Genomic DNA, 20871 nt, shown 5'->3' with positions numbered 1-20871 from the left:
ACAATGGCCGTATGCTTTCATACCGATAACCCGGGCTCGCCATACTGAAAGTCCCCTAACGAGGCGGTTCACAGGGCGTTCAGCCGGCCGGCGCTACCGATGTGGAATTGTGGCGCCAAGGTGGCGCTCACCGCACTCAGGAGGCTACCGTGACGACTTTCAAGACGATTCTCTCAGTGGCGATCGGTCTGACGGGCATTGTTTCGTCGGCGACTGCAGTATTGGCCGCACCCGCGGCATCCACGACCACGCTCAACGTTCGCTCGGGCCCCGGCACGAGTTTCGGCGTGCTGGACACGCTCTCGCCCGGCGAGGTGGTGGACGTAACCGAATGCGTTCCCAGCGGCTGGTGTCACATCACTCATACCGGCCCCAATGGCTGGGTCAGCGGCAGCTATCTGGCGCCCGTGGAGCCGGCTCCGACGCCCCCCAGCCCCGACTGCAGCTTCGGAATCACCATCGGCCCGTCGGGCCCGGACTTTTCGATCAACTGCGGCGGAGCGCCCGCCCCGACCCCAACGCCGCCACCTCCTCCCCCGCCCGCGGGCGACGAGGCGTGCTTTTACACCGGCATCAACTATACCGGCGATGAGTTCTGCTATGGCGTGGGCGTCAGAAACACGCTCAATGCCACCTTCAACGACGAGATATCTTCGGTGCGGCTCTCGGGCGACGCAAAAGCGAGGTTGTGCACCAATGTCAATCTGGCCGGTTCCTGCGTGAACGTGACCTCGGACGCGCCGATTCTGGCTCCGGCCATCGCCAACCAGGCATCCTCGCTGCGGGTTTACACGGGCGTATTGCCCCTTCCGTTGCCATTGCCGATTCCCCTGCCGACTCCCATTCCGGCGTTTTCGACCTATTCCACCGGGCCGATAGATTTGCCCCAGACTTTCCGGGCCAATCTGGACAATGGCGCAGTCGGCGGATCGGGAACAGATATCTGGTTCAGGGCGGTCACCCCCTCGAGCCGCTTCATCACGCCGGTCAATGGCGCCAGCCTTGCTCTTGGCGATGGCAGCAATCGCGGATTTGCCGGATGCTTCACGGAAAGCTTCACCACTGATCCGGTGCCGCTCGAAGCGATTTCGGTCGGCACCTATGTCTGCGCCAAGACCGGCGCAGGCCGCATCAGCCAGTTCCGTATCAACGCCATAGCGCCCTCGTCGCTGGCGATCGGATATACCACCTGGTCGCACTGATCCTTGCCCCGGCCCGGTATGCGTTCGTTGCCGGGCCCTTTTTACATTCTTGCGTGGACATTTCCCCCTGCGTTGACCCATAAGGCGGTCATGCAGGGGGAAATGCATGACTGACGACTCGACGGGGCTGAGCGAGGCCCTTTTGCTTTGGCCCCGCCTGGAGCAAGGCATCGCAACGCTTATCAATCTTTCCGAGAACCACACCTTCCGCATCGACCGCACGGACGGCGGCAAAGCCATCGTGCGGGTGCACCGGCCCGGCTATCATTCCCGGTTGGCCATAGAGAGCGAATTGGCCTGGATGCAGGCGCTGCGCCGCGATGCGGGGCTTTTCACACCGCAACCGCTGCCCGGAAAGAACGGTGCACTGGTCCAGCAGGGCCAGTTTCTCGGGCAGACCCGCCATATGGTGGCCTTCGCCTTCGAACAGGGCGCGGAACCTCAGGTCCAAGACGATCTTGCGCCGGTCTTCCGTCAGCTTGGCGGGCTGGCCGCGCAATGCCATTCCCACGTCATCGACTGGTCACCCCCGCAACGGTTCGAACGCCAGGTCTGGACGGGTGCGGCGATTCTTGACCCCGATGCCATCTGGGGCGACTGGCGGGCCGCGCCGGGCGTAGCGGGACCGGTGCGGGCAACGCTGGACCGGCTCGACATCCATCTGCGCGGGCAACTGGCCGAATATGGCACCGGACGGGACCGGTTCGGGCTCATCCACGCGGATATGCGGCTGGCCAATCTTCTGGTCTCGGACGGCGTCACCCGGCTGATCGATTTCGACGACTGCGGGTTCTGCTGGTTCGGCTATGACTTCGGGGCGGCGGTCTCGTTCTTCGAGGACAGCGATACCGTCCCTGCCCTGCGCGCCGCGTGGTTGGAGGGCTATCGCCGATATCGCGACTATGGCGCCGAACATGAGGCGATGCTGGACGCCATGGTCATGCTGCGTCGCATGGCGCTCCTGGCATGGACCGGCTCCCATGCCGAAACCGAGTTGGCCCAGAGCCTTCATTCCCATTTCGCCAATGGAACCGCGGAGATGGCGGAGCGCTACCTTTCGACCGGCACGATCGACCGATAAGGCTCAATCGTAAAACAGCGAGACCCGGTGACCACCGATTTCATGGACATTGATGTCCATGTCGTAGATGTCCTTGAGCGCCTCGGGCGTGATGATGTCGTTCTTTGTGCCGTGGCGGATCACCCGTCCATTTTTCATGGCGATGATGTAGTCGGAGTACCAGGACGCGAAATTGATGTCGTGCAGGACAAGAACCACCGTCTTGCCCAATTCGTGGCAGGCCCGTTGCATTAGCTTCATCATGCCCATTGCGTGTTTCATGTCGAGATTGTTGAGCGGCTCGTCGAGCAGGACGTAATCGGTATCTTGACAGAGCACCATGGCCACGAAGGCCCGCTGGCGCTGGCCGCCCGAAAGCTCGTCGAGAAACCGGTCCCGCAGGTCGTCGAGATTGAGATAGGCGATGGACTGGTCGATATGGGCCTTGTCCTCGATGGTCAGGCGTCCCTTGGAATAGGGATAGCGCCCGAAGGCCACCAGATCGGCGACCGTCAGGCGTGCCGTCATGTGATTGTCCTGGCGCAGGATCGACAGGCGCCGGGCCAGAACGTCGCTCGGCGTATTGGACACATCGAGACCGTCGACGGTCACCGAGCCCGCGTCCATGCCCAGAAGGCGCGAGACGATGGACAGCATCGTGGACTTGCCCGCGCCGTTCGGCCCGATGATCGAAGTGATGCCACGGGCCGGCAGTTCGATCGAGACGTCGTCGACGACGGCGGTCTCGCCGTAATATTTCTTGATGCCGGACGTGATGATCATCGCGCCGCCCCCCGCAGAATAAGAATGATGAAGACAAGGCCGCCCAGGAATTCGATGATGATGGACAGCGCCGTGTTGAACGAAAACAGCCGTTCAAGGACCATCTGTCCGCCGATCAGGGCGATGACCGCCAAAAGGATGGCAGCGGGCAGGACATAACGATGCTTGGCCGTTCCCACCAGAACATAGGCGAGGTTGGCAACCAGCAGGCCAAAAAACGTAACGGGCCCGACAAGGGCCGTGGACACCGAGACCAGAACAGCGACCAGGAACAGGATAATCGAGACGGTGCGTCGATAGTCGATACCGAGGTTGATGGCGTTGTCGCGGCCCAGCGTCAGAACGTCAAACGTATGATTGATGCGCCAGGCAACGACCGAGACGGCAGCTATTATTATCGTTGAAACCAACAGAAGGTCGGTATTGACCGAGTTGAAGCTTGCAAACAGTGAATCCTGCAATACGGCGAACTCGTTGGGATCGATGATCCTTTGCATGAAGTTCGAGAAGGACCTGAAGAACGTCCCGATAATGATGCCCACCAGCACCAGCAGGTGCAGGCTGCGCTGTTGACCGGTGAACAGCCACCTAAAGAGCAACAGCGCGAATGCCACCATCGCAAGCATCTCGAAGAGAAACATCAGCATCGGATCGATCATGGCGGTGGCCAGGCCGCCGACAAAGAACACCAGCGTTGTCTGGATGAGTACGAACATGGCATCGAAGCCCATGATCGACGGCGTGAGAATGCGATTGTGCGTCACGGTCTGGAACAGAACCGTGGATACCGCAATCGCATAACCCACGAGGATCATCTGGAGCACCTTGGTGCCACGGAACGGAATGATGAAGCTCCAGCTTCCCCGCGCACCCACGGTCATGAAAAGAACGATGCAGACCAGTGCAAGCGCAGCGAGGCCGGCGATTATTTGCCAGGGCTGGACGCGGCGCCGGGCCATCATGATGACGTCAGCCATACCGGGCCTCCCTGCGCAACAGGAGATAAAGGAAGATGGCGCTGCCCACGATGCCCACGACCGTGCCGATGGGGATTTCGTAGGGGAACCGCACGAGGCGTCCCACGATATCGCAGGCCAGAACGAAGCCCGCGCCGAACACGGCAATCCACGGTATGGACCTGCGCATGTTGTCGCCCATCATCAGCGAGACGACGTTTGGAACGATCAGCCCAAGAAAGGGGATCGAGCCCACCGTCACAACAACAGTGGCGCTGACCAGAGAAACGATAATCAGCCCCAGTGTCATGACGTTGCGATGGTTGAGGCCGAGATTTGTGGTGAAATCCTCTCCCATCCCGGCCACGGTGAACCGGTCGGCTGCCAGCCAGGCGATCACCGTCAGGCCCGCCGCAATCCAGAGCAGTTCGTAGCGGCCCGACATGACCGTCGAGAAATCTCCCGATTGCCAGTTGCCGAGCGATTGCAGCAGCTCAAAGCGATAGGCGAAAAACGTGGTGATCGAGGAGATGATGCCGCCGAGCATGATGCCGACGAGCGGCACCAGCAGAACCGAGCGCAGCGGAATTTCGCGCAGGATGCGCAAAAACAGCGCCGTGCCGGCCAGCGCGAACACCGATGCGACCAGCATCTTGCCGATCAGCGGGATGTCGGGAAAAAACAGCAGCACGACCAGCATGCCCAGCCCTGCCGACTCCGTCGTCCCGGCGGTCGAGGGTTCGACAAACCGGTTGCGGGCGAGCATCTGCATGATCATGCCCGCGATCGCAAGGCCCATCCCGGCAAGGATGATGGCCAATGTCCGGGGAATGCGACTGAGGAGCAGGATCATCGTCGCGCGACCGTCATTGGCACCCGAGATCAGCGAGGCGATGGAGACATCGGAGACGCCTATGAACAGGCTGACACCGGCCAGTGCCAAAACGCCGGCTGCGGCAAGAAACAGGCGACCCAAAATTCGAGCTCCCTCAATGAGGAGATGCACGCCCGGTCCGGGCGTGCATCCATTCCTATCGGTCGATGCGAAGGTTTATTCGACGTCGGCACCAATGGCCGTGCCGACCTGAACGACCATTTCGTGAAGGGCGTTGAGGCCGCCATTGACGATGTAGAAATTGACCGGATCGACATAGACGACCTGGTCGTTCTGCCATGCGCTCATCTGGTGCACGATTTCATTGTCCAGCACCTGCGCGGCCGGCTGGCCACCTTCGGCGGCGCCGACAGCGGCGTCGCGGTCGAGCACGAAGAGCCAGTCGGGATTGGTTTCGAGCAGGAACTCGAACGAAACCGCTTCGCCGTGGGTTGCGGCCTCGACGTCCTCGATCACCGGCACGATTCCCAGATCGTCATGCACCCAGCCGAAACGCGAGCCCGGGCCGTAAGCCGAGACACGCCCGCCGCTGACGCTGATGAACAAGGCATTGCCCACGGAAGGAGCCTGAGCCTGCACGGAAGCGATGTCGGCGTCGACTTCAGCGATCAGTTCGGCCACTTCGGCCTGCTTGCCGAAGATTTCGCCAAGGGTTTCGGAACGCTGCTTGATGGTGGTGGGGAAATCGGTCCAGTCGACCGAAAGGTCGACGGTCGGCGCGATCTCGGAAAGCTGGGGATAGACCGAGGACGAGCGGCCGGCGACAAAGATCACATCGGGTTGCTCGGCATTGACCAGTTCGTAATCGGGCTCGAACAGCGAGCCGATCTTCATGACATCGGCATACCGGCTCAGGCTCTCGGGAAAGCTCGCGTCGGGCACGCCGTCCACCTCGACGCCGATGGCGTTGAGTGTATCGACGGTGGCAATATCGAAGGCAAAGACCTTTTCGGGTACGCCCGGCAGGGTCGTTTCGCCCTGGGCGTGTTCAACGGTGATTTCCTGTGCGGACGCTCCAGCGGTGAGGGCGAGCGAGGCCGCAAGGGCAAGGGCCGCGGTGGCGGTCCGGAAGTGATTTGAAAAATGCACGATCACAATCCAATCGTTGGCTAAGGGTCGGATGCGCAGCTAAATTTGACTGCGCGCGTCAGGTTATTAGCCAGCCGATCAGTCCGCGTCAACATAGTTGATCGCAATAATCAGGTTTAGACTTTCGTAGGGGTGGGGCCTGTCTAGGTGCGCGCCTTTTCGAGCAACGCCCGGCAATACTCGAGGGATTCCAGAGCCGAAGCAAGGGTTTCCCGTTGCGTATCGGAGAGCCCCGCGGTTTCGGCGGCATGCCGTTCGCCATGGTTTACCGGCGCCGCCAGGGTATGCCCGGCCTCGATTTCAACGAACTCGACGGCATCGACGGCTTCGGCCGGCTCTACATGAGGCTGGGGTGCGATGGGGCGGATGGATCCGGTTTCACCGATGGCCACGACGTGCTTGGCGCCCTGCTCCTTGAGGATGCGTTGGACGCCCTTGATGGTGAAACCCTGGTCGTAAAGGAGGTGGCGGATACCCTTGAGCAGTTGAACGTCATCGGGCCGGTAGTACCGCCGCCCGCCGCCACGCTTGAGTGGCTTGATCTGCGTGAACCGCGTTTCCCAGAAACGCAGCACATGCTGAGGAAGATCGAGTTCGTCTGCCGCTTCGGATATCGTCCGGAAGGCGTCTGGCGATTTGTCCAACGCAAGTGCCCCGGTAAAAGTTGTTATTTTCCAGATCGAACCATAGATTTGTTGATCTTGGATTTCAAGACGTTGGATGGTTTGAACACAAGAACCTGTCTGGGCAGGATCGGAACCTCCTCGCCAGTCTTGGGATTCCGGCCAATTCGCTCATTTTTGGAGCGCACCTGAAACGAGCCGAAGGACGACAATTTCACGTTGTCGCCCGATGCCAGAGCGTCGCTGACGATCTGAAGAACGCGCTCGACAAGTTCCGCCGATTCGGTGCGCGACAAGCCGACGGACTGATAGACTGACTCGGCCAGATCGGCACGAGTCACGGTTTTTCCCGACATGGTGTTCCCCTCAATCTCATTGAGACCCGCAACAGCCCCCAAGATTTCAACCACTTAACGCCCAAAATACATCGGGGTCAACGCCTACCAACGAATGAGCGCGGCACCCCAGGTGAACCCGCCGCCCATCGCTTCGATCATCACCAGATCGCCCTTCTTGATTCGTCCGTCCTCATTGGCCACCCACAGCGCCAGCGGAACAGACGCAGCGGAGGTGTTGGCGTGCTTGTCCACGGTAACGATTGTCTTGGCCTCGGGAATGCCCAGCTTCCGGCCGGCGCCATCGATGATGCGCTTGTTGGCCTGATGGGGTACGAACCAGTCGAGATCCTCGGTTGTCTTGCCGGTCTTGGAGAGCACGTCTTCGATGACGTCGGAAATCATGCCCACGGCGTGTTTGAACACTTCACGGCCCTCCATGCGCAGATGGCCGATCGACTGGGTGGTCGAGACGCCGCCATCGACATAGAGCTTGTCCCAATGGCTGCCATCGGTGCGCAGGCTCGATACCAGGATGCCGTTTTCGGGGGCATCGTCAGCCACCTCCTGGGCCTCGAGGATAATGGCCCCTGCCCCGTCGCCGAACAGAACGCAGGTGGTCCGGTCGTTCCAGTCGAGAATGCGCGAGGCGGTTTCAGCCCCGATCACCAATGCCCGCTTGGCCATGCCGGTCTTGAGATAGCTGTCGGCCGTCGCCACGCCGAACACAAAGCCCGAGCACACGGCCTGCACGTCGAACGCCGAGCCTTTGGTGATGCCGAGTTTTTGCTGCACCAGTGCGGCGGTCGCCGGGAATGTCCGGTCCGGTGTGGTCGTCCCCACGACGATCAGGTCGATCTCGCTGGCGTCCATGCCGGCCTTTTCAAGCGCGCGCTGGGCTGCGATCAGGGCAAGATCGGAGGTGTATTCGCCTTCCGCAGCGATGTGGCGCTGCCGGATACCGGTGCGCTGGACGATCCATTCGTCAGAGGTATCGACGATTTTGGCCAGATCGTCATTGGTCATAATGCGTTGCGGCAGATATCCGCCGACGCCACGCACAACAGATTGGATTTTGGTCACGCGGAAGGTGCCTCCAGATTGGACGGTTCTGCCGGCAAAGCCAGCGCGGGGAAGCGTTTCATGCCTTCCCCGATCTTTGCGAGGAGATCGTTGCGGGCCATTTCATAGGCCACGCTGAGCGCACTTTTGTAGCCGATCTCGTCCGTGCCACCATGGCTCTTGATAACGACACCATTGAGGCCGAGAAAAACGCCGCCATTGACGGTGCGCGGATCCATCTTGGAGCGGATGGCGCCCAGCGCCTGACGCGCGAACAAAGCGCCGATCTTGCTCATCAGCGAAGAGGTCATTGCATTGCGCAGATAGGTGCCGACCTGCCGGGCCGTGCCTTCGGCCGTCTTGAGCGCGATATTGCCGGTGAACCCTTCGGTGACCACGACATCGACGGTGCCCTTGCCCAGATCGTCGCCTTCGACAAATCCCTTGTAGGTAAAGCCGGCGCCCGAGGTTTCGGCCAGTATCTTGCCGGCATCCTTGACCCACTCATTGCCCTTGGCTTCCTCAACCCCGACATTGAGCAGCCCGATGGTGGGACTTTCGATATCGAACAGGGCACGGGCCAGTGCCGCACCCAGAATCGAGAAGTCGACGAGCTGCTGGGCGTCAGCCCCTATCGTGGCCCCGACGTCGAGAACCACGATATCGGAGCGCAAGGTCGGCCAGATCGCCGAAATCGCCGGGCGGGAAATCCCTTCCATGGTGCGCAGGCAGAACGTTGCCATGGCCATGAGCGCGCCGGTGTTGCCGCCCGAGATCGCCACATCGGCCTCGCCATCCTTGACCGACTGGATGGCCGCCCACATCGAGGACGTGCCCCTGCCCTTGCGCAGCGCCTGGCTGGGCTTGTCGTCCATGGTGATGACGTTCTCGCTATGGCGCACTTGAGAGACGGGCTTGAGCTCGGAAAATTCCTCAAGCAAGGGGGTCAGGACCTCCTCGCGGCCGTGAAAGATGAACCGGGCATCGGGGTGTTCGCGAAGCAGCAATTTGGCGCCATGCAAGGGAGCGCGCGGCGCATTGTCTCCGCCCATTGCGTCGACGGAGATCGTTATGGTTTCACTCATTGCCTGCCTTGAAACGTTCCCGAAAATCGGCGCTCACCATAGTCAATGGAGCCTGCCATGCAAGCCCGTCAATCCTTCTTGAGCGCCTTGAGCGCGGCAAAGGGCGAGAGTTCGGCAGGATCATCGCCTTTGAGATCGTCACTCAGTTCGGCGCCCGGCTTGCGGGGATAAAGGTCGATGGCAAGGGCGAACACTTCAAGCACGAGGTCGGCGAGATCGATCTCGTCCCCCTCGAAATAGTCCGGCAGGTCGTCATCTTCGAGATTGACGAAGATTTCGGCCCCCGCGGTAGCCTCGCTGGCCTCGTCGCGGCCGGGCAGGAAGACGCGGTCGATGGGTTCGTCGATGGCCTGGATGACGGGATCGCCGGTCACCACGCAGGGCTGTATCACAGTGCCCTGGACATGGCCCTTGGCCTGGATACCACCGCGAAACCGCGTCGCCGTCACCTGGGCGGAAAATGCGGTGACCTCGCTGACCTTGAGCCGGTCGGCCAGCACCGCGCGCTGTTCGTCATCGGTCTGGATGGTCACGACCCGGCCGGCTGCCGGGATCTTGTCGACCCTGACCTTCGCATCGAGATCGAATTCGTCGGGGCGTTGCGTCATTTGGGGTCTCCGAATGTCACGCTGCCTGCCATGATCTGCGCGACAGGTTGAGTTTTGAGCGTCCCGTCGCACTCCAGAATATAGTCGGCAAACCGCTCGACCTGCGGATGGGTTGCACCGGCATGAAAATTCCGGGACACAAAATCGACGAGCCGCGCCCGATCACCCGAATCCAGAATCGAGGACAGGTTGGAAAGCATGCCGTAAAACAGGCTGCCCATCTTCTCGATCCGCTTGCCCACGGACAGATCTCCCACGCCCATTTCACGCAGGGAACGGTCCATATCGTGAAAAAAGCAGTCGAATACGTTCTGGGCGAAATCCTTGCTTTGCTGCTCACTCGAGCGCAGCCGCCGGAAAACCAGGGCCGCGTGCAGGGAAATCATGTCGAACCGGCCCGTCAGCGTGTCGGCCACGCCCCACTCGGCATAGAAGATTTCGCGCCGGGATTGCGCCACAATGGCACTATAGACGGCATAAACGGGCTCGGAGAGCTTGGACTTGCGGAATAAGGACAGGATCATTTCTTGGGGTCTCACAACGAGAAAAGCCGCTCCGTCGCAAGTGCATTTCGATTGGCGGCTTGCCAGAGTCGGGCCCGGACGGCTAAACAACACCAAAATCCCTGGCGCATTGTCGCGAGGCTATAGTCGAGAGAGCTGAGGAAAGTCAATTCCATGACCCTGCGTCCCGCCCTTGTCCGCCTGTCCCCTATTGCCGCGGCAATCGCCCTTGGCCTGACCCTGTCGGCCTGTTCGGGAAGCGGGCTGATCTCCCAACGCACCCAGGGCTATGTGCTGCCCGATGACGCCATTACCCAGGTCCGACCGGGCTCGAGCCAGGACTTCGTTCGCGTCGTTCTGGGATCGCCCCAGACCACAAGCACCTTCGGTGGCGAAACGGCCTGGTACTATGTCGAAACGAAAGTGAGCCGGACCGCGTTCGGCCTGACCAGCATTCAGGAGCGCACGGTGCTGGCCGTCTATTTCGGTGCCGACGGGCGGGTTACCGACCGCGCGCTCTATTCGCTTGAGGACGGTCGGGCCTTTGCCATCGAGCAGCGCCGCACCGGATCGTTCGGCGAAGACCGCAACTTCGTGGAATCGCTGCTGGCCTCAATCTGAGGCCAGCGCCTGCCGGCCGATGCGGCGGGTGCGCAGATCGTCCCAGGCCAAAAGCAGGATAGTCGCCACGGCGATCGGCAAGGCAATGAGATTGACGGCCTCCCAGCCGAAAAAGTTCAGAGCCAGCCCGGCGCCGATTGAGCCTATCGCGTTCGAGCCGAACACCAATTGCTCGTTGAGCGCCTGAACCTTGGCGCCCTCCTCGGGCCTGTAGCTCTTGGTCAGCATCACCGTCGAGCCGATAAAGCCGAAATTCCATCCCACTCCGAGCAGCACCAGCCCGATATCGAAATGGAGCGTGGTGGTGCCCATAAGCGCGGTGCCCACACTGCCGATGATCAACAGCATCCCGATGGCGGCGGTCAGATGGGTGCCGATGCGTTTGATGATTTCTCCGGTGACAAAGCTCGGCGCGAACATGGCCACGATGTGCCACTGAATGGCGTTGGCGGCCTCGGCGGGTGCGTGCCCGCAGATATGGACCATGGCTAGCGGAGCGGCGACCATAACAAAGGTCATGAGCGAAAAGCTCGCCATCCCCGTCAACACCGGCACGAAGACCGCCGGGGTGCGGATCATGTCCTTGAGGGGGCGCCCCTGCTCGGATACGGGGCGCTTGGGTTCGCCCTTGGGCAGACGGGTGAAACTGAGCAGGAGCATGGCCACAACCGACAGGCCCGCCAACGCAATGAACGAACCGGCATAGAGCGCGCCGGGCACGGCCTCTGAAGTCATTGAAGCCAGCCGCGGGCCGAGAAAGCCCGCGAGCACGCCACCGAACAGGACCCAGGACACCGCCCGGGCCTTGGCGCCTTCAGGCACGCTGTCGGCTGCCGCAAACCGGTATTGCTGACCGAAGGCCCCTGCCGCGCCGATCAGCAGCATCGAGGCCGAAAAGAACAGGAAGCTGTGGAGATAAATGCCCAGAGCGGCCAAAAGGCCGCCGCATCCGGCAATCGCGGCTCCGAGCAGAAAGCCCCGGGTACGGCCCAACCGGTGAAGCGCGATAGCCGCCGGCCCCGCCATCAGGGCCACGCCGAGAATCATCGCTGTGGTCGGCAGGGTTGCAAAAGCCGGATCGAAGGCGAGATAGGCACCTGCCAGCGCGCCAACCGCCATCACCATGCCCTGGGAGGACCCAGCTATGGCCTGCGCCCCCGAGAGAAGGAAGATGTTGCGCATATGGGCCATGACGATGATTCCGTGCTACCGGCTGGAGTGTTCTCCGCCAGCATAGCCCTCGGAATATTTTCGCGCTACCGCATCGAGCACGCCGTTGACCATGCCGGGCACTTCGTCCTCGTAAAAGGCGTTGGCGACATCGACATATTCGCGAATGACCACCTTGAAGGGGATATCCTTGCGCATGGTCAATTCGAACACTCCGGCGCGCAGCAGGGCACGCAGCGTGGCGTCGATGCGGGTCATGGGCCAGCCGCTTTGCAGCGCGCTGTTGATGACCGGATCGAGCTTGACCTGGTTGGCGACGACGCCGCGCACGATATGGCGGAAATAATCAGCATCGGCGGGCAGATATTCGTCGCCCTCCAGTTCGCGGCCCAGCCGAAAGCTCTCGAACTGGCTCAGGGTTTCTTCGAGCGTCTGCTCACCCACGTCCATCTGATAGAGGGCCTGCACGGCGGCAAGGCGTGCCGATCCACGCTGATTGGCCGGTTTGATCTCGTTGGGTTCGGTCATGACGGTCAGTCCTCGCTCAACAGGGCGCGCAGCGCGGCCATGGTCATGGCGGCGATTGCCGCTCCCCCGCCCTTGTCCTGCTCGGACATTTTGGCGCGCGCCCAGGCCTGGGCTTCGTTCTCGACGGTCAAGATACCGTTGCCCAGCGCAATGCCATCGGCGACCGAAAGGTCCATCAGCGCGCGGGCGCTTTCACCCGAGACGATCTCGTAATGGGTCGTCTCGCCGCGGATGACGCAGCCCAGCGCAACATATCCGTCGTATTCGTCACCCTTGAGTTCGGATGCCATGGCAATTGCTGCGGGGATTTCCAGCGCGCCGGGAACGGTCACCACCTCAAAGGTGGCCCCGGCCTTCTCAAAGGCCGTCCTCGCGCCCTCGAGCAGCGCATCGGCCAGTCCGGTGTAAAACCGAGCCTCAACGATGAGGTAATGCTGGCCCTCGGCCGAGCCGGGCGCAATCGCGAAAATGTCACCAGAACTGGCCATTATCTAATCCTGTCGGGTTCAAAATGCGTCGCGCCCCGCATCAGCCGGCGCGACTTCAACCTAGTGAGATTTCTCCATGAGGCGCGCGGCATAGCGTGCCATCAGGTCAACTTCAAGATTTACCGCATCGCCCTCGCCATAGTCGGGCCAGTTTGTCGCGGAAAGCGTATGCGGGATCAGATGAACCGAAAAACGGTTGCCGTCCACCCAATTGACCGTCAGCGACGTCCCGTTGAGCGCCACGCCACCCTTTTTGGCAATGAATTTGGCCAGTTCGGCCGGCGCTTCGAAGGTAAAGGTGATCTGGTCGCCGATATCCTTGCGTTCCACGATGGTCGCCAACCCGTCCACATGACCGGAAACGATGTGGCCGCCAAGCTCGTCCCCGACCTTGAGCGAGCGCTCGAGATTGATCCGGCGTCCCTCGGTCCAGCCGCTCACGCGCGTCACGTCGAGCGTTTCGCGGGCCGCAAACACGTCGAACCAGTTCTGGCCGTTCTCGCTGCCCTTGTCGGTCACGGTGAGACAGATGCCCTCACACATGATCGAGGCGCCCAGATCGATGGTCTGCGGCTCGTAGCGCGTGCCGATGCGCAGCCTGCGCCCGTCATTGCGGTCTTCGACCGCCAAAAGCGTGCCGATGTCGGTGATGATGCCGGTGAACATGGATCAGACTTTCTCGAATGTGGTCAGCATATCGCACCCCAGCGCCCGTCTTTCAACTATGCTGAATCCCAGCGCGGCCAAACGCTCCGGCAAGGAAAAGTGAACAGTGGCCGGAACCCCGTTTGCGCCGATTTCCACGTCGCCTTCGAGCAGATGAAACCGATCGATCAACCCGGCGTCGAGCAGGGAGTCGTTGAGCCCGGCCCCGCCTTCAACGAAAACGCTGCCAATGCCTCTGGCCGCCAGCGCCTGCAACGCCGCCTCCATGTCCGGTCGCCCGTCCGTCCCGGCGACGCCGATGATTTCGGCGCCTTGAGAAAATGAGTCAACGCACGAATTTTCCGCAATGATTGCAGTTGGTTGCAGCGCCGTGGTTACAAGAAGATTCAGGTCGCTTGGCAGGCCGGACCGGCCAGAAATGACGACCCGTAGCGGTGCCCTGCCCTCCAGTCCCGCGAGCCGGACGGTGAGTTTGGGATCGTCTAGCCGGGCGGTCGCGCCGCCGACGATGACAGCGTCGGACAGTGCCCTTTGCATATGCGTCCAGCGCCGCGCGTCTTCGCCGGTTATCGCCACGTTGCCGCGGTCGCTGCGCCCTATCATGCCATCGCGCGAGATGGCCAGCTTGGCGGCGACGAAGGGGCGGCCACGCCGGACACGCGAGAAAAAGCCCTCATGCAGTCTTTCGATGAAGGGCAAATTCTGACCGAGAGCCACCACGATCCCGGCAGCGCGCATTTTGGCGATACTCTGGCCCCCGGTACGAGGATCGGGATCGGATGCGCCGCATACAACCCGGGCGACGCCGGATTCGAGCACGGCATCGACGCAGGGCGGGGTTTTGCCCCAGTGATTGCAGGGTTCGAGCGTGACGTAGAGCGTTGCGCCCTTCGCGTTCGGACCGGCCATGGCGAGCGCCTGAGGTTCGGCGTGCGGCCGCCCCGCCGCCGCGGTCACGCCGCGTCCGAGCACCCGGCCGTCAGGCGAAACCACAATGGCACCGACGGTCGGATTTTCCGCCGTCGTGCCGCGATAGGGCATGGCGATGCGGGCAGCGGCTTCGAGCCAGCGCAGATCGGCTGGCATGATCTCATTGCGACGAGTCACGTCCACGACAATGATCTCAATTTCGGTCTGGTCGCGCTTTCGAACCGCAAAAGTGGTATCCACTTTTGCGGAAAGCGCTCTTGGTCACTCATCCCCGATCCTCGGGGTCGTCACTGCCCATCTCGGTCAGGAAGGACTGGAAATCGTCGGCGCTGGAGAAATTCTTATACACCGAGGCAAAGCGCACGAAAGCCACATCGTCGAGCCCCTTGAGCCCTTCCATGACATATTCGCCGATCTGGTCGGAGGTCACTTCCACATCGCCAACGCTTTCGAGCTGGCGCACGACGCCCGAAATCATCCGCTCGGCGGTTTCGGGGTCGACCTGACGCTTGCGCAAGGCGGTGTTGACCGAACGCGCCAGTTTTTCACGGTCGAAGGGAACCTTGCGGCCCGATTTCTTAACCACGATCAGGTCGCGCAATTGCACGCGCTCGAACGTGGTGAACCGGCCGCCGCAGCCATTGCAGACGCGGCGGCGGCGGATGGCGTTGGAATCCTCGGTGGGCCGGGAATCCTTGACCTGTGTATCGTCGTTCCCGCAATAGGGGCAGCGCATGGGCTTATCCGTAAATGGGGAATTTCGCGGTCAGCTCAAGGACCTTTTCCTTGACCTGGGCTTCGACGGCGCCATTGTTGTCTTCACCGTTGGCAGCGAGGCCATCGACAACTTCGACCATGAACTCGCCGACCAGCCGGAACTCCTCGACGCCGAAACCGCGCGAGGTGGCGGCCGGGGTGCCGACGCGGATGCCCGAAGTAATCGCCGGCTTTTCAGGATCGAACGGCACGGCGTTCTTGTTGCAGGTGATGTTGGCGCGTTCGAGAGCGGCTTCGGTGGCCTTGCCCGTCACCTTTTTGGGCCGCAGATCGACCAGCATCAAATGATTGTCCGTCCCGCCGGTGGCAATCTCCAGCCCGCCCTTGACCAGGGTTTCGGCCAGCGCTTGTGCGTTGTCCACGACCTGGCGGGCATACGACTTGAATTCGGGGGTCAGCGCTTCGCCGAAGGCCACGGCCTTTCCGGCGATGACATGCATGAGCGGTCCGCCCTGGATGCCGGGGAAAATCGCCGAATTGACCTTTTTGGCGATCGCTTCGTCATTGGTAAGGATCAGCCCGCCACGCGGGCCCCGCAGCGTCTTGTGGGTCGTTGTGGTCGCCACATGGGCGTGCGGGAACGGGTTGGGATAAACGCCCGCCGCGACAAGCCCTGCCACATGCGCCATATCCACGAACAGGTAAGCGCCCACTTCGTCGGCGATCTCGCGGAATGCCGCCCAGTCGAGAATGCGCGAATAGGCCGAAAAGCCCGCCACGATCATCTTGGGCTGATGTTCCTGGGCAAGCTGGCGCACCTGATCCATATCCACACGCCCGTCCTGCTGGCGCACGCCGTACTGGATGGCGTTGAACCATTTGCCCGACTGGTTGGGCTTGGCGCCGTGGGTCAGATGCCCGCCCGCGTCCAGGCTCATGCCCAAAATGGTATCGCCGGGCTGGAGCAGTGCCTGATAGACGCCCTGATTGGCCTGCGAGCCGGAATTGGGCTGCACGTTGGCAAACTCGCAGCCGAACAGTTCCTTGGCCCGGTCGATGGCGAGCTGTTCGACCACATCGACGAACTGGCAGCCGCCATAATAGCGCCGACCCGGATAACCTTCCGCATATTTGTTGGTCATCACCGAGCCCTGCGCCTCGAGCACCGCCCTGGAGACGATGTTTTCCGAAGCGATCAACTCGATCTCGTGCTGCTGGCGGCCGAGTTCATCGGCAATCGCCTTGGCAACCACCGGATCGTGATCGGCAATGGTGCGGGTGAAGAAATCGGGGAAAAGCGGAGCTGTTGCGGTGGCGCTCATGGGCGGGCCCTCGACCTGTTGCGGAAAGATGCTGGTGGCAAGCAAGCGCGATCCGCATAGCACGGAGGCTCTTGCGATTCCAAGCACAGATCGGGGTTTTACCGCCCCTGCCCCGCTTCCATCTCGATCCGACGGCGCAGCTTGGCGAGCGCGAGATTTTTCATCTGCGCTTCGGTAGCCGTGGTCGGCGCTATGGCGACCACCTCGATGCCGGTTTCGACGTCTATGGCCGCCACACGAATCTGGGGGCCGGCCTGACGGAATTCGAAAAGAACCTCCCGGCCCGCCCCCATGTCAAAATCTCCGCAATTGCCGCGTCAGGCGCTGAGTTCGGGGAAGTCGATCTTGCCCTGCGCATCATATTCATAAACATCGTCGCGGAAGCTTACGACGCCGTTGCGGTTCGCCCAGGCGGTAAAATAGGTCATGAAGATCGGCACAGGATTGGACACGTCGGCGTCGATGCGCTCGCCCGAGGCGAAGTTGGCATTGACGTCGATGATGTCATAGCCGGAATCGCGCAGTATCCATGCAACGAACTCGGCAACATTTGCGACGCGGACGCAGCCGGACGAATGGAAGCGCGCGTTTTCCGAAAACAGGCCCTGCTGGGGCGTGTCGTGCAGATAGACCGCGTGGGGGTTGTGGAAGTTGATCTTGACGTGGCCCATGGAGTTCTGCACGCCCGGATCCTGCCGGAACGTGTAGTTCACAGCCTCTTCGGTCGACCAGTCGATGGCGCTTTGGGGCACTTCGTTGCCGCTGCCGTCAAAGATTCGGATCGAATATTCGTTGAGGTAATTGGGGTTGTCGTTGACCAGCCCGATGATGTCGCGGCGAATGATCGAGACCGGGACCGTCCAGTAGGGATTGAAATTGATCTGGTGGATGCGGCTGCGCAGAATCGGGGTCTGGCGGTCGATCTTGCCCACTACCGCCGTGTGCCTGCGTCCCACCTGCCCCGCCTCGATGGCTTCGATGGCCGCAGCGGGAATGTTGACGTTGACGTAACGGTCTTCGAGCTTGCCTTCCAGCCCGCGGACGCGTTCGATGTTGAGCTTGATCTGGTTGAGCCGCGTGGCGGCAGGAACCTTCATGGCCCAATAGGTATATTCATCGATCATGCCGTTGATCTGCAGGCCGTGGCGTGCCTGAAAGCCGCGAACCGCCCCGTCGAGCTGGGTATCGAACTCGTCGGACAACGGCGTCTCGCGCGGCAGGTCGCCCGTGTGGGCCAGATAGGTGCGAAGATCGCGAACGGGACGCCGATCCGAGCCAAGGCCGAGCCTAAAGATCGATTCAGGGACGTCGGGCCAGCCGCCGATGGCGTTGAGCCGATCGTAATATTCGGCCACGCGCTGGAGATTGTATTCGGTGTCGACCGACACGATCGGATCGGTGCCGCCAATGGCGTTCATGGCCGTCGAGGAATTGAGCTCGAGCTCCTCCTGCGTCACGGTCCTGCGCCCCCCGATCATGTTGCCGAGAAGCGATTGGGAGAGGGCCGGCATGGGAAAAGCAGCAGCCGCCGCAAGGGCAGACATGCCCGTCATGACCGAACGCCGATTGAGTTTTCCTTTAATGTCGCGCATCGCGTAAGTTCACCTATCGAAGAAGTGCCGGGGCCGCCGAGCGGTCCTTTTGCCTGATGGCGTGCAGGACCGCAACGCCGCTCACCGGACTTTGACCGTCCTGCCGCCGGTCGACATCATCCAACCGAAAATCCGGGAAGCGTCATATATCGACGGTCTGCCAGCTAAAAAGAATTTGCGGCGCAAATGAGAAACGCCGGCCCTGGAGCCGGCGTTTGCCATGTCAGTGTGGCGGCAAAGCCACAATCGCGGACCGCGCAGGCGGAAAGCGGACTTGATCTAGAGCTTGTAGAGGATCTGGTCGACCCAGAAGCGCTCGAGACGCGACAGGGCGGTATTGAGGCCCGAAAAGTCCGATTCGCCCAGTCCGCCGACCTTTTCGATCGAATTGAGGTGGCGGTCGTAAAGCTCGTCGATCACTTCGGCCACTTCCTCGCCCTTGGGCGTGAGGCGGATGCGCACCGAGCGGCGATCGGTCTTGGAACGCTCCTGGAAGATGTAGCCGGTCTCGACCAGTTTCTTGAGATTGTACGAGACGTTCGAGCCCAGATAATAGCCGCGGGTGCGAAGCTCGCCGGCTGTCAATTCGCTGTCGCCGATATTGAACATCAACAGGGCCTGGACCGGGTTGATGTCGTCCCAGCCCATGCGGTCGAATTCGTCCTTGACCAGGTCGAGAAGCCGGCGGTGCAGGCGTTCGACGCGGGAGACGGCCTCGAGATAGAGCGGCTTTAAGCTCTTGGGTTCATCGGCCTTTGCGGCGGAAAGATTGTTAGCCATTGGTTCTGCCTCACTGTATTTTTTAAGCGCGATTTTTCGCGTCTGTGAGGGCAATCTAGCCGGGCCCGCATAAGATCAGTTTAAGAGACAGGCTTAATGTTATCTTACGGGGAAACTTGATGTTTTTAGGTTTTCAGTTCCTTACACCCGTATCGAAAACTGTAACCTTTACGGGCCGTTACCCAGCAAACGCCCGGATGCCGTGACGCCCACTGGACCCCCGGTGGACTGTCCGGCGCTGGACGAGGAACGCCCAATGCTAATCGGCGAGCTGTCTTCTCACCGAAAGCTGGGCGATGGCCAAAAGGCCAAAAGTTGCCAGCATCACACCAAGTTTGAAGATAAAGCCCCACAAACCCAAACTAACCCAATTGCTGCCCAGCAGGTAAAAGGCCAGTTCGATGGCCAGCGACGCCGCAAGGATGATCGCGCCCCAGGACGACTGGATCCACAACCCCACCGCCGCGAACAGGCGCATGAGGGTCAGCGCCGAGAGCAGGATGAACCCCATGGTGCCGATGGTGAGGATGGGGCTCGCCGAACCGGCGCCCAGCCCGAGCAGGCGCGCCGCATCGCCGAGCCCGATGAACAGGCTGAGCAGGGCCAGTATGCGGGCGAGGCGCCCGAGCGGTTCGTTTCTGAAATCCATGGAACAATCCCCCGGTCGGCCAGAGCTAACGCGATTTGCGCCGAAGGGACAAGGTTTGATTGCGCCCCCCGCGTCCTCGCGTCTCTTTGCTTGCTGCCCCCGGGCCTGATATTGAGCGCATCGACGTTTATGCGGAGTGGACGGATCGATGAGTTTTGAAAAGCACGACATGGACTTTCTCGGCGGCCGGCGGTTGCGCAGGCCGCGCATGGCGGGTTGGAGCCGCAACCTTGTGGCCGAGAACGTCTTGACCCCTGCCGATCTGATCTGGCCGATCTTCGTGGTCGAGGGGCAGAACGAGCGCCAGCCGGTCGCGACCATGCCGGGTGTCGAGCGGTTGAGCGTCGACCTGGCGGTCGAGGCGGCCAGGGCTGCGCATGCCGAAGGCATTCCGGCCATGGCCCTGTTTCCCAACACCGACCCCTCCAAACGCACCGAGGATGGGGCCGAGGCCACCAATCGCGACAATCTGGTGTGCCGCACGCTCTCGGCCATCAAGGACGCGGTGCCCGAAATCGGGCTGGTGGCCGATGTCGCGCTCGATCCTTATACCAGCCACGGCCATGACGGGGTCATGGCGGGCGAGGAAATCCTCAACGACGAGACCGTTTCCATCCTCGTCAAACAGGCTCTGGTTCAGGCACAGTCCGGGGCCGACGTGATCGCGCCGTCGGACATGATGGACGGGCGCATCGGGGCGATCCGCGCAGCGCTCGACGATGAGGGGTTCGAAAAGACCATAGTCCTCTCCTACGCCGCCAAATACGCCTCGGCCTTCTATGGCCCCTTCCGCGACGCCGTGGGGTCGGGCGCGCGGCTCAAGGGCACCAAGCTCTCCTACCAGATGGACCCGGCCAATGCCGAAGACGCCATCCGCGAGGTCGAGCAGGATCTTGCCGAGGGTGCGGACTGGATCATGGTCAAGCCCGGCATGGCCTATCTCGACATCTGCCGCATGCTCAAGGACCGGTTCGACGTGCCGGTGTTCGCCTATCAGGTGTCCGGCGAATACGCCATGATCGCCCACGCGGCCCAAGCAGGCATCCTGGACCGCGAAGCCGCGATGGCCGAAAGCCTCATGGCCTTCAAACGCGCCGGCTGCTCGGGGATACTGACGTATTTTGCGCTGGACATGGCGCGCAGGATTAATGGGTAGAGCCGTTCGGAATTTACACGCAACCGGGTTCGCCTCCTTCGCTGCTCCGGC

The 20871-nt window shown here is 61.5% G+C and carries 25 protein-coding genes; 4 read left to right on the top strand and 21 right to left on the bottom strand.

Translation table 11 applies throughout. The features are described 5' to 3' along the window. The first annotated feature begins 149 nt into the window (after positions 1-149). Together KKY_RS19470 and KKY_RS05490 are read left to right on the top strand one after the other, a co-directional pair. The gene (locus KKY_RS19470) at positions 150-1202 is read left to right on the top strand and encodes an SH3 domain-containing protein (protein WP_014130324.1); all 1053 of its coding nucleotides are present in this window, start codon (positions 150-152) and stop codon (positions 1200-1202) included. A gap of 106 nt (positions 1203-1308) precedes the next feature. Further along, positions 1309-2283: a phosphotransferase enzyme family protein gene (locus KKY_RS05490; protein ID WP_014130323.1), complete on the top strand. Its 975-nt coding sequence runs from the start codon at positions 1309-1311 to the stop codon at positions 2281-2283. A gap of 3 nt (positions 2284-2286) precedes the next feature. Here the strand turns inward: KKY_RS05490 and KKY_RS05485 are convergent, their stop codons facing one another. The 10 genes from KKY_RS05485 to KKY_RS05440 all read right to left on the bottom strand — a co-directional run bounded on the left by KKY_RS05485 (position 2287) and on the right by KKY_RS05440 (position 10222). Beyond that, entirely contained in the window at positions 2287-3045 is a 759-nt protein-coding gene (locus tag KKY_RS05485) for an iron ABC transporter ATP-binding protein (protein WP_014130322.1), read from the bottom strand. Next, positions 3042-4022: an iron chelate uptake ABC transporter family permease subunit gene (locus KKY_RS05480; protein WP_014130321.1), complete on the bottom strand. Its 981-nt coding sequence runs from the start codon at positions 4020-4022 to the stop codon at positions 3042-3044. The genes KKY_RS05485 and KKY_RS05480 overlap by 4 nt, the downstream gene beginning before the upstream one ends. Then, on the bottom strand, positions 4015-4977 hold the full coding sequence (locus KKY_RS05475) for an ABC transporter permease (protein ID WP_014130320.1): 963 nt from the start codon (positions 4975-4977) through the stop codon (positions 4015-4017). The genes KKY_RS05480 and KKY_RS05475 overlap by 8 nt, the downstream gene beginning before the upstream one ends. A 75-nt stretch (positions 4978-5052) precedes the next feature. Further along, positions 5053-5991, bottom strand: a complete 939-nt coding sequence (locus KKY_RS05470; protein WP_014130319.1) for a siderophore ABC transporter substrate-binding protein — start codon at positions 5989-5991, stop codon at positions 5053-5055. 137 nt (positions 5992-6128) lie between these two features. Further along, positions 6129-6629 (bottom strand): MerR family transcriptional regulator, encoded by a 501-nt coding sequence (locus tag KKY_RS20805; protein ID WP_014130318.1) that lies wholly within the window; start codon positions 6627-6629, stop codon positions 6129-6131. Between the two features lie 23 nt (positions 6630-6652). Continuing rightward, positions 6653-6964: an integration host factor subunit alpha gene (locus KKY_RS05460; protein ID WP_014130317.1), complete on the bottom strand. Its 312-nt coding sequence runs from the start codon at positions 6962-6964 to the stop codon at positions 6653-6655. 84 nt (positions 6965-7048) lie between these two features. Further along, positions 7049-8026: a beta-ketoacyl-ACP synthase III gene (locus tag KKY_RS05455; protein WP_014130316.1), complete on the bottom strand. Its 978-nt coding sequence runs from the start codon at positions 8024-8026 to the stop codon at positions 7049-7051. After that, the gene (gene plsX, locus KKY_RS05450) at positions 8023-9090 is read right to left on the bottom strand and encodes a phosphate acyltransferase PlsX (RefSeq protein WP_014130315.1); all 1068 of its coding nucleotides are present in this window, start codon (positions 9088-9090) and stop codon (positions 8023-8025) included. The genes KKY_RS05455 and plsX overlap by 4 nt, the downstream gene beginning before the upstream one ends. Positions 9091-9158: 68 nt before the next feature. Beyond that, a complete protein-coding gene (locus KKY_RS05445) occupies positions 9159-9698 on the bottom strand; it encodes a YceD family protein (RefSeq protein ID WP_014130314.1) in 540 nt (179 codons plus the stop codon). Continuing rightward, positions 9695-10222 carry a ubiquinol-cytochrome C chaperone family protein gene (locus KKY_RS05440; protein WP_014130313.1) on the bottom strand — a complete coding sequence of 176 codons (528 nt, stop codon included), beginning with the start codon at positions 10220-10222 and terminating at the stop codon, positions 9695-9697. The genes KKY_RS05445 and KKY_RS05440 overlap by 4 nt, the downstream gene beginning before the upstream one ends. A 153-nt stretch (positions 10223-10375) precedes the next feature. Between KKY_RS05440 and KKY_RS05435 the strand changes: the two genes are divergently transcribed. Further along, entirely contained in the window at positions 10376-10822 is a 447-nt protein-coding gene (locus KKY_RS05435) for an outer membrane protein assembly factor BamE (protein ID WP_014130312.1), read from the top strand. Here the strand turns inward: KKY_RS05435 and KKY_RS05430 are convergent. The 11 genes from KKY_RS05430 to KKY_RS05380 all read right to left on the bottom strand — a co-directional run bounded on the left by KKY_RS05430 (position 10814) and on the right by KKY_RS05380 (position 19664). Next, positions 10814-12013: an MFS transporter gene (locus KKY_RS05430; RefSeq protein ID WP_014130311.1), complete on the bottom strand. Its 1200-nt coding sequence runs from the start codon at positions 12011-12013 to the stop codon at positions 10814-10816. The genes KKY_RS05435 and KKY_RS05430 overlap by 9 nt on opposite strands. A gap of 15 nt (positions 12014-12028) precedes the next feature. Next, complete coding sequence (gene nusB / locus KKY_RS05425) at positions 12029-12520, bottom strand: transcription antitermination factor NusB (RefSeq protein WP_014130310.1); 492 nt, start codon at positions 12518-12520, stop codon at positions 12029-12031. 5 nt (positions 12521-12525) lie between these two features. Then, entirely contained in the window at positions 12526-13008 is a 483-nt protein-coding gene (gene ribH / locus KKY_RS05420) for a 6,7-dimethyl-8-ribityllumazine synthase (RefSeq protein ID WP_014130309.1), read from the bottom strand. Between the two features lie 60 nt (positions 13009-13068). Then, complete coding sequence (locus KKY_RS05415) at positions 13069-13674, bottom strand: riboflavin synthase (RefSeq protein ID WP_014130308.1); 606 nt, start codon at positions 13672-13674, stop codon at positions 13069-13071. Positions 13675-13677: 3 nt separating this feature from the next. Next, positions 13678-14844: a bifunctional diaminohydroxyphosphoribosylaminopyrimidine deaminase/5-amino-6-(5-phosphoribosylamino)uracil reductase RibD gene (ribD, locus tag KKY_RS05410; RefSeq protein WP_014130307.1), complete on the bottom strand. Its 1167-nt coding sequence runs from the start codon at positions 14842-14844 to the stop codon at positions 13678-13680. Positions 14845-14869: 25 nt separating this feature from the next. Next, entirely contained in the window at positions 14870-15340 is a 471-nt protein-coding gene (nrdR, locus tag KKY_RS05405; protein ID WP_014130306.1) for a transcriptional regulator NrdR, read from the bottom strand. Positions 15341-15344: 4 nt separating this feature from the next. Further along, complete coding sequence (gene glyA / locus KKY_RS05400) at positions 15345-16643, bottom strand: serine hydroxymethyltransferase (RefSeq protein WP_041529132.1); 1299 nt, start codon at positions 16641-16643, stop codon at positions 15345-15347. A 98-nt stretch (positions 16644-16741) separates the two neighbouring features. After that, entirely contained in the window at positions 16742-16936 is a 195-nt protein-coding gene (locus KKY_RS05395) for a DUF6898 family protein (RefSeq protein ID WP_014130304.1), read from the bottom strand. Between the two features lie 24 nt (positions 16937-16960). Further along, positions 16961-18235 carry a L,D-transpeptidase family protein gene (locus KKY_RS05390; protein ID WP_014130303.1) on the bottom strand — a complete coding sequence of 425 codons (1275 nt, stop codon included), beginning with the start codon at positions 18233-18235 and terminating at the stop codon, positions 16961-16963. Positions 18236-18514: 279 nt separating this feature from the next. Beyond that, the gene (ldtR, locus tag KKY_RS05385; RefSeq protein WP_014130301.1) at positions 18515-19015 is read right to left on the bottom strand and encodes a transcriptional regulator LdtR; all 501 of its coding nucleotides are present in this window, start codon (positions 19013-19015) and stop codon (positions 18515-18517) included. A gap of 259 nt (positions 19016-19274) precedes the next feature. Beyond that, positions 19275-19664: a DUF6163 family protein gene (locus tag KKY_RS05380; RefSeq protein ID WP_014130300.1), complete on the bottom strand. Its 390-nt coding sequence runs from the start codon at positions 19662-19664 to the stop codon at positions 19275-19277. 148 nt (positions 19665-19812) lie between these two features. On the opposite strand from KKY_RS05380, the gene hemB reads away from it, so the two are divergent. Beyond that, positions 19813-20820 (top strand): porphobilinogen synthase, encoded by a 1008-nt coding sequence (gene hemB / locus KKY_RS05375; RefSeq protein ID WP_041528602.1) that lies wholly within the window; start codon positions 19813-19815, stop codon positions 20818-20820. Positions 20821-20871: the final 51 nt, after the last annotated feature.

The organism is Pelagibacterium halotolerans B2 (genome assembly GCF_000230555.1).
Lineage (GTDB): Bacteria > Pseudomonadota > Alphaproteobacteria > Rhizobiales > Devosiaceae > Pelagibacterium > Pelagibacterium halotolerans.
This window is presented reverse-complemented; position numbering and strand designations above follow the sequence as displayed.